Source organism: Flavobacterium sp. UBA4854, assembly GCF_002399805.1.
GTDB lineage: Bacteria > Bacteroidota > Bacteroidia > Flavobacteriales > Flavobacteriaceae > Flavobacterium > Flavobacterium ginsengisoli.
Genome location: NZ_DHEI01000051.1, coordinates 41,390 through 50,104 on the forward strand (window position 1 = coordinate 41,390; position 8,715 = coordinate 50,104).

Consider the following 8,715-nt stretch of genomic DNA (forward strand, 5'->3'; position numbering starts at 1 on the left):
ACATCTGAATTACCAGAAACTACAGGTTGCTGTATCAACCCAAAATACTGTCCATTTGCCGCTGTACCATACCCAAAAATATAATTAGGAATATTTACTGCATTAAATTTTACCCAAACCGACATTGTTTTTGGTTTATTATCCTGAGGAAGATCTCCTACTACTGTTTGATAAGCTTTATTTGTAAGTCGTAAAGCACTTTTAGGACTTCCCATTCTATCGTTTACAAAAAGCGGTGCTCCTAAGAATGAAATAGTATTATCGGCACTGTATAAATTTCCATTGAAATTAAACTCTTGCACCGGATTTTGTGCATTCGCAGTTAAAAAATTTACAAACATTAAAGTGAGTAATATTTTTTTCATAGTCGTAGCTTTTATCAGAATAGTTTTTAAGGCAAATAGTAAGTACTTGTAAAATCTAAATGTTTTGATTTCACTAGTTTGAAACTTTCGTTTATTATTTTTATAAATTTTGTTAAAACTATAATTAAAATTCAGCATATCCAAACAATTCCTACACACAAATATATAATTCTCACAAAAACACTTTTAAATTTCAAACAGGATATGTTTTTAGAATATTTCATTTTTTAAGCCAGTTCAAATTTTTCTGTAAATACCAAATATGTCTTGCCATTGGGCTTTTTTATTGAACTAGCATTTGTTTAAAACTATGATCATAAGCAAAAAAAAAGAAGGTTCTAAAGATGAGTATGTTTTCCATTAAAAAAAGCCTTCTGAACACAGAAAGCCTTTCTTACTATTCCAAAAACCCAATTGCTTGCGCAATAAAAAACTAACTAACATTTAAAAATAAAGTAAAAAACTATTTATTATTTTGAAGTAATTTTTTTTGACGGAGTACTGGTAATTTTTAATAAATAAGTTCCTTCTGGAAGATCGCTAATATTAGCTGCATTACTTCCTGCAATTTTTTGTCCTTGCGAGTATACTTCAACTGTCTTGATTGCCCCATTAATATCACTTGAAGTAATAATCGTTTCATTACCTGCTTTTGTTTTTACGGCAGGTTTTATCGTTTTAACTTCTGCAGGTTTTGCAACCAATAAATTAGTCGCTTTTTCATTCTCATACAATTCTTTTACTTGATCTGGAGATAATGCTACATCATAAATCTTTAAATCGTCTATATCTGCATTGATACCTATCATAGTATTAATTTCACCTAATCTGAAAATATTACCATTAGTAGATCTTGTCATACCCTCTAGATACTTCAATAATTTACCGTCGCGATACATCTTAGAAGTAGCTCCTTCATAAGTAATAGTGTAATTGTACCAAACACTCTTTTCAAGTGGTGTAGATACTATAATATCATTAGAAGCGCCCCAAGCCGCCAAACTCAAATCAGAGTTAGACGTTGTTGTACCTTGCTGCAATAAGCCACAATATTGCGCATTAAAGGCATTTCCGTAGCCCCAAATATAATTTGCGTTTGAAATATTATTGAATTTAACCCAAATACTAATTGTTCTAGCATTTTTTCCTTGAGGAAGATTATCAATTACAGCTTCCAAAGCTTTATTATTTAAACGCTGAGCTCCTTTTATTACTCCCGCTCTATCTGCTACAAAATTATCAGTTCCAATAAATGAAATCGTGTTTGCGGTATTGTTTAAAGTGCCATTAAAGTTAAATTCCTGAATCGGTGTTTGAGCATTCACATTCAAATAACTTACAAACAACACTGTTAGTAGTAATTTTTTCATAATAGTAGATTTTAGGGATTAAACAACTTATGTTATTTTAACACTTCAAAACTAGATGATTATGATTCCGATTGAAAAAATTTCCGACAACTGACCTAAATAGTCGTTAAAATAACGTTTTTTATACATTTTGAGAGCAAAAACATTATTTTAAATTCAAAAATTTAATTAAATTATTAAACAATACTCACTCAAAACAACAATTTCTTACGTATAAATACGGTATATTCATCAAAATAATAAATTTTAACTTTTAGAAAGACATTTAAAAATTTCAATAAAAAAACTCCATTCGAAAATTACGAATGGAGTTATATATTTTGAAAAGTATTTTTTTACTTTACGAATTCAATTTTTTGTGCTTCTTCTTCATTAACACTATCAAAGAAACCTTGCTCGTTCATCCAGTCATCACTGAATACTTTACTCATGTAACGAGAACCATGATCTGGGAAAATAGCAATAATATTACTGTCTTTTGTAAATTCGCCTTCTTCTGCATATTGTTTAATAGCTTGCATTACTGCTCCAGAAGTATAACCAACAAACAAACCTTCTTTTCTAGTGATTTCTCTCGCTGAGTGAGCACTTTCTTCGTCGGTTACTTTCATGAATTTATCAATAATATCAAAATCTGTCGCAGAAGGGATTAAGTTTTTACCTAAACCTTCTATACGATAAGGGTAAATTTCTTTGCTATCGAATTCTTTTGTCTCGTGGTATTTTTTCAATACAGATCCAAAAGCATCAACTCCTAAGATTCTAATATTTGGATTTTTTTCTTTTAAGAATTTTGCTGTTCCTGAGATAGTTCCTCCTGTTCCGCTGCAAGCAACTAAGTGCGTAATTTGTCCTTTTGTTTGTTCCCAAATCTCTGGACCTGTAGTGTTGTAATGAGCATCAATATTTAACTGGTTGAAATATTGATTAATGTAGACTGAGCCTTTTGTCTCTTCATGCAAACGTTTTGCTACATTATAATAAGATCTTTCATCATCTGCAGAAACGTGAGCCGGACACACATACACTTTGGCGCCTAAACTTCTCAACATGTCAATTTTATCTTTAGATGATTTTGAACTCACAGCCAAAATACAATTGTAACCTTTAATAATGCTTACCATTGCTAAACTAAATCCTGTGTTACCAGATGTTGTTTCGATAATGGTATCTCCTGGAGATAGAATTCCTTTTCTTTCGGCTTCTTCAATAATATATAGTGCTATTCTATCTTTTGAGGAATGACCTGGGTTGAAAGCTTCTACCTTTGCGTAGAAATTTCCTTCTAACTCTTCGGTAATTTTATTTAGCTTAATAAGAGGGGTGTTTCCTATTAATTCTAAAACATTATTATAAGCAGTTATTTCTTCTTTCATAAAAAAATAGTTAATCAAAGGTCTTTTTTAAATTAACCTTGATAGGTTGCAAATTTAACAAAAAATTTCTAATTAGCTTTTAATTTTTTCTAAATCTAATAAAAAACTAAATTCTTTTGCTAAGTCTTTTAAAGCTTCAAAACGTCCTGAAGCCCCGCCATGACCTGCATCCATGTTTGTATCTAAAAACAAAAGTTTATTATTTGTTTTTAAATCTCGCAATTTTGCTACCCATTTAGCTGGCTCCCAATATTGTACCTGCGAATCGTGCAGACCAGTAGATACATACATGTTTGGATATTCCTGTGCTTTTACGTTATCGTAAGGCGAATACGATAACATATAATCGTAATATTTTTTATTGTTTGGGTTTCCCCATTCGTCATACTCTCCAGTTGTAAGCGGAATGCTGTCATCCAACATCGTGGTAATTACGTCTACAAAAGGCACCTGAGCGATAACGCCATTATACAATTCAGGAGCTTCATTTACAATCACTCCCATTAAAAGTCCTCCGGCAGATCCTCCCTCCGCATAAAGATGCTCTGGAGAAGTATACTTTTGGTCAATTACAAATTTAGAGCAATCGATGAAATCTGTAAAGGTATTTTTCTTTTTTAACAGTTTTCCATCTTCATACCATTGTCTTCCTAGATCCTCTCCTCCTCTAATATGGGCAATTGCGTAAACAAATCCGCGATCTAAGAGTGATAATCTTGTCGAAGAAAAATAAGTGTCCATTGTAATTCCGTACGAACCATATGCGTATAATAACAAAGGATTTTTACCATTTTTCTCTAATCCCTTTCTATAAACCATCGAAATAGGCACTTTAACGCCATCTCTTGCTGTTGCCCAAACTCGTTCTTCTACATAATTGTTTTTGTCAAACTTTCCGCCCAAAACCTCTTGCTCTTTTAATATTTCTTTGGTTTTAGTCTTCATATTAAAATCAATTACAGAAGAAGGTGTTGCCAATGATTGGTAACTGTAACGTAAAATATCGGTATCAAAATCAACATTTGTTGTTGTGTACGCATTATACGTTTCACTGCCAAAAGGAAGATAATAATCTGGCTCATCATTCCAAGGCATAATTCGAATATGATTCAATCCGTTTGAGCGTTCTTCAACAACTAAATAGTTTTTAAAAATCTCAATATCTTCCAACAAAACATCTTCTCTGTGCGGAATAAGATCTACCCAGTTTTTCTTTCCTGTCTTGTCTTCTGGCGTTTTCATTAACTTAAAATTCGTCGCCTTGTCTTTATTGGTTAAAATATAAAATGAATCTTCGTAATGAGAAATACTGTATTCTAATCCGCGAACACGTGGCTGAAAAACAGCAAATTCTCCATCTGGATTATTAGAATTCAAAATTCTATATTCGGTAGTTAATGTACTTCCAGAACCAATAACAATATATTTTCTTGATTTTTCTTTACTGATCGATACATTAAAAGTGTCATCTGTTTCATCATAAACCAAAACATCATTTTCTGAACTTGTATTTAATTTATGTCTAAAAACTTTATCTGCTCTTAATGTCACTTCATCCTGTCTCACATAAAATATAGTATTGTTATCGTTTGCCCAAACAGAAGCTCCCGTAACATTTTCTATTTTATCAGCCAAAATTTCTCCTGTTTCTAAGTTTTTAACCTGAATAGTGTAGATTCTTCTTCCCACAATATCTACTCCGAAACTGGCAAATTTATTATCTGGACTAATGCTTAAACCTCCTAATTTAAAATAAGCATGTCCTTTTGCCATTTCATTACAGTTAAAAAGGATTTCTTCTTCTGCCGAAAGGCTTCCTTTTTTTCTTGCAAAAATTGGGTAATCCTGACCTGTTTCAAAACGTGTAATATAAAAATAGCCATTGTAGAAATAAGGAACAGAAGAGTCATCTTCCTTAATTCTCCCTTTCATTTCTTCAAATAGACTATCTTTTAAATTTTGTGTGTGAGAAGTCATGCTTTCGTAATAAGCATTCTCTTTATTTAAGTAATCGATAACCTCAGAATCTTCTCTGTCGTTAAGCCAGAAATAGTTGTCAATTCTGGTTTCTTTATGTTTTTTTAATGTCTTTGGTATTATTTTAGCCTTTGGGGCCGATATATCATTTTGCATTTATTAAGCATTAATTTTTAAATATGAAGACGCAAAAATAGCACAAACCCAACAGAAGAGAATTAATTTTTTCTTAAATTATTCTATTGAATTAACACAGCAATATACTAATTTTGTCTGAAATAATTTAAAAAATCAAGAAAAATGGACTTAATGGGAATGATGGGCAAACTTAAAGAAACCCAACAAAAAATTGAAGATACAAAAAAGCGTTTAGATACTGTTTTAATTGACGAACAAAGCGCTGACGGATTATTAAAAATTACAATTACAGCGAGCAGAAAAATAAAATCAATTTCGATTGACGATTCTTTAATAGAAGATAAAGAACAATTAGAAGATTACTTAATTGTAACATTAAATAAAGCTATAGAAAAAGCAACGAGTGTAAATGAAAGAGAGTTAGATGCTGTAGCAAGAATGGATATGCCTTCTATTCCTGGAATGGATAATTTGTTTAAGTAAGGGACAAAGGTTCAAAGTTGCAAAGGTACAGAGGCTTGCTTTCTTTGTCATAAAAAAAAGAGGATGTTAAAAACATCCTCTTTTTTTTATCCTTTGGGCCTCTGTACCTTTGCAACTTTGAACCTTTCTTTCAAAACTTCGAAAGCGTTTCTAAAACATATGTATGCATCACTTCTTTATAATCCAGATGCGTTACAATTCTGAGCTTATTATGTCCTAAAGAGCTTATTAGTATATTTTTCTGTTTTAATTTCTCAATTAATAATTGATCGCTATAACCTTCTGCTAGCGAAAAAATTAAAATATTAGTTTCTACAGGTTCAATAGCCGCAATCCAAGGTTTAGTGCTTAAAATCTTTGCAATTTCTTTTGCTCTGCGGTGGTCTTCTGCCAATCTTTCGATATTATGAGCCAAAGCATACAATCCTGCAGCAGCCAAATAGCCAACTTGACGCATTCCCCCGCCCAATATCTTCCTGATTCTCAACGCTCTGTGAATATCAGCTTTACTTCCAAGCAGTACAGAACCAATTGGTGCGCCTAATCCTTTAGACAAACAAACCGAAATAGTATCGAAAATTGCTCCAAATTCTCTAGGATTCTGTCTTTTAGCCACTAAAGCATTCCAAATTCTAGCGCCATCTAAATGGAACTTTAAATTATGAGCATCGCAAACTTTTTTTATTTCTCTTAAATCGTCCAATTCATAACAGGCTCCGCCACCTTTATTGGTTGTATTTTCAACACAAACTAAACTCGTTAACGGGCTATGATAAAACTCTGGATCATTTATTGCTGCTTTTACTTGCGCAGCAGTTATCATTCCGCGGTTTCCGTCTACTAAACAGCAAGAAACACCGCTGTTAAAAGAAACTCCTCCTCCTTCATAATGATAAACGTGTGCATATTTATCAGCAATTAACTGTTCACCAGGTTGTGTGTGCAGTTTAATTGCAGTTTGATTTGCCATAGTTCCAGACGGAAAGAAAAGACCAGCTTCCATACCAAAAAACTCTGCTGTCCTGTTTTCCAATTCAATCACCGTTGGGTCCTGTTTGTATACATCATCGCCAACATGGGCATTAAACATATACTGCAGCATTTCATAAGTAGGCTTTGTTATGGTATCGCTGATTAAATTTATTTCCATATTCTAAAAACTATATCTTATTTTTGTATGCAAAATTACGTATTACTTATAGTTATTCTCAGCAAGTTTTGGTAAAATTTAACTCGCTGGTTTCTCTAGACCAAATTAACGTAATAATTCTAAAAAACATATAAAAACCTATTAATTAATTTATGACAACAGCCGAACAAGTAAAAGGTATTGTGGAGCGCCTTGGTGCGTTGAGGAGGTATCTTTGACGTCGATGCTAAACTAATCGAGATTGCAAACGAAGAAGAAAAAACGTTCGCTCCAGACTTTTGGAACAATCCAAAAGAAGCAGAAAACATTGTAAAAAATCTTCGAAACAAGAAAAAATGGATTGAAGATTATGATAAAGCAGTAGCACTTACAGAAGAATTACAGCTTGCTTATGATTTTTACAAAGAAGGCGAACTTTCTATAGATGAATTAGATGAACAATATGAAGCCGCACAAGCACATATTGAAAATATCGAATTCAAAAACATGCTTTCTGACGAAGGCGACAGTTTAAGTGCTGTGGTTCAGATTACAGCAGGTGCTGGAGGAACAGAAAGCTGTGACTGGGCAGGAATGTTAATGCGTATGTACATGATGTGGGGAGAAAGTTATGGTTACAAAATCAAAGAACTTAACTTTCAAGAAGGTGACGTTGCCGGAATTAAAACCGTAACTTTAGAGTTCGAAGGAGATTATTCGTTCGGATATTTAAAAGGAGAAAACGGAGTTCACCGTTTGGTTCGTATTTCACCTTTCGACAGTAACGCTAAACGTCATACTTCTTTCGTATCAGTTTACGTTTATCCATTAGTTGATGATAGTATCGAAATCGACATTAATCCTGCCGATATCGAAATCACAACCTCTCGTTCTAGTGGGGCGGGTGGACAAAACGTAAATAAAGTGGAAACGAAAGTTCAGTTAGTTCACAAACCTACTGGCATTCAGATTCAATGTTCTGAAACTCGTTCTCAACAAGACAACAGACAGCGTGCCATGCAAATGCTTCGTTCTCAATTGTACGAAATCGAATTAAAGAAACAGCAAGCGCAGCGTGCTGATATCGAAGCTGGAAAAATGAAAATCGAATGGGGTTCGCAAATTCGTAATTATGTAATGCAGCCTTATAAATTAGTAAAAGACGTTCGTACAGGTTACGAAACCAGCGATGTTGATGGCGTAATGAACGGAAATATCGATCCTTTCCTTAAAGCCTATCTAATGATGATGGGACAGAAAGAGGAAGAATAGTATTCAGTGTTCAGCTTTTTTTAGTGTTCAGTTTTCTTTTGCAGTCACAATAAACTTGAAACCTGAAACTTTAAACTTTAAAACAAAAAAGTTATGATAAAATGGGCAGATGTAATTCATTTTACAAATAAAGGAAATCCAACTCCAGATAAAAGAGTGGAAAAAACGGAGGAAGAATGGAAAAAAATTCTAACTCCGGAAGAATTTCAGGTAACACGTTTAAAAGGAACTGAAAGGTCTTTTAGCTCAGAAATGTGCAGTTTATTTGAACCAGGAATTTACGAATGTAAATGCTGCGGCACTTTGTTGTTTGATGCCAGCGAAAAGTTCGAATCTGGAACAGGATGGCCGTCTTTTACACAACCTGTAAAAGAAAATGCAGTCGGATACCACGCGGATAGATCTCACGGAATGATTCGTGTTGAAGTAACCTGCAATGTCTGCGACGCACATTTAGGTCATATTTTTCCCGATGGTCCGCCTCCAAGCGGTCTACGATATTGCATTAATGCACTCTCTTTGAATAAAGTAAAAGAATAAATAATAAAGCGATTCCTATAAAAAATGGAGTCGCTTTTTTTTTGTTGAATATTTAACTAAAAAAA

General features: G+C 33.2%; 7 protein-coding genes and 1 pseudogene. 3 read left to right on the plus strand and 5 right to left on the minus strand.

The window, feature by feature from the left end:
* The 4 genes and pseudogenes from B3J44_RS07285 to B3J44_RS07300 form a co-directional block, all read right to left on the minus strand.
* Positions 1–365, minus strand: a pseudogene (locus B3J44_RS07285) (LamG domain-containing protein); the annotation flags it as partial.
* Positions 366–835: 470 nt separating this feature from the next.
* Positions 836–1,735, minus strand: coding sequence for a LamG-like jellyroll fold domain-containing protein (locus B3J44_RS07290; protein ID WP_286967441.1), 900 nt, complete (start codon positions 1,733–1,735; stop codon positions 836–838).
* A 335-nt stretch (positions 1,736–2,070) separates the two neighbouring features.
* Positions 2,071–3,111, minus strand: coding sequence for a PLP-dependent cysteine synthase family protein (locus B3J44_RS07295; RefSeq protein ID WP_008462690.1), 1,041 nt, complete (start codon positions 3,109–3,111; stop codon positions 2,071–2,073).
* Between the two features lie 72 nt (positions 3,112–3,183).
* A complete protein-coding gene (locus tag B3J44_RS07300; protein ID WP_286967445.1) occupies positions 3,184–5,244 on the minus strand; it encodes a S9 family peptidase in 2,061 nt (686 codons plus the stop codon).
* A 144-nt stretch (positions 5,245–5,388) separates the two neighbouring features.
* Here B3J44_RS07300 and B3J44_RS07305 point away from each other — a divergent pair, with 144 nt between their 5' ends.
* Positions 5,389–5,709, plus strand: a complete 321-nt coding sequence (locus tag B3J44_RS07305; protein WP_286967448.1) for a YbaB/EbfC family nucleoid-associated protein — start codon at positions 5,389–5,391, stop codon at positions 5,707–5,709.
* Between the two features lie 130 nt (positions 5,710–5,839).
* Here B3J44_RS07305 and B3J44_RS07310 read toward each other — a convergent pair whose 3' ends face one another.
* Positions 5,840–6,859, minus strand: coding sequence for a threonine aldolase family protein (locus tag B3J44_RS07310; RefSeq protein ID WP_278022168.1), 1,020 nt, complete (start codon positions 6,857–6,859; stop codon positions 5,840–5,842).
* Between the two features lie 152 nt (positions 6,860–7,011).
* Between B3J44_RS07310 and prfB the strand changes: the two genes are divergently transcribed.
* Positions 7,012–8,110, plus strand: a protein-coding gene (gene prfB, locus B3J44_RS07315) for a peptide chain release factor 2 (RefSeq protein WP_286967449.1) whose coding sequence is annotated in 2 segments (ribosomal slippage) — positions 7,012–7,074 and positions 7,076–8,110 — 1,098 coding nt in all. Because the reading frame shifts where the segments join, the coding sequence is not laid out codon by codon here.
* Between the two features lie 93 nt (positions 8,111–8,203).
* Positions 8,204–8,650: a peptide-methionine (R)-S-oxide reductase MsrB gene (gene msrB / locus B3J44_RS07320; protein WP_286967451.1), complete on the plus strand. Its 447-nt coding sequence runs from the start codon at positions 8,204–8,206 to the stop codon at positions 8,648–8,650.
* Positions 8,651–8,715: the final 65 nt, after the last annotated feature.

Bases quoted from the DNA above. Each gene is read 5' to 3' on its own strand.
- B3J44_RS07290 (WP_286967441.1), bottom strand. From the start codon at position 1,735: ATGAAAAAATTACTACTAACAGTGTTGTTTGTAAGTTATTTGAATGTG.
- B3J44_RS07295 (WP_008462690.1), bottom strand. From the start codon at position 3,111: ATGAAAGAAGAAATAACTGCTTATAATAATGTTTTAGAATTAATAGGA.
- B3J44_RS07300 (WP_286967445.1), bottom strand. From the start codon at position 5,244: ATGCAAAATGATATATCGGCCCCAAAGGCTAAAATAATACCAAAGACA.
- B3J44_RS07305 (WP_286967448.1), top strand. From the start codon at position 5,389: ATGGACTTAATGGGAATGATGGGCAAACTTAAAGAAACCCAACAAAAA.
- B3J44_RS07310 (WP_278022168.1), bottom strand. From the start codon at position 6,859: ATGGAAATAAATTTAATCAGCGATACCATAACAAAGCCTACTTATGAA.
- msrB (WP_286967451.1), top strand. From the start codon at position 8,204: ATGATAAAATGGGCAGATGTAATTCATTTTACAAATAAAGGAAATCCA.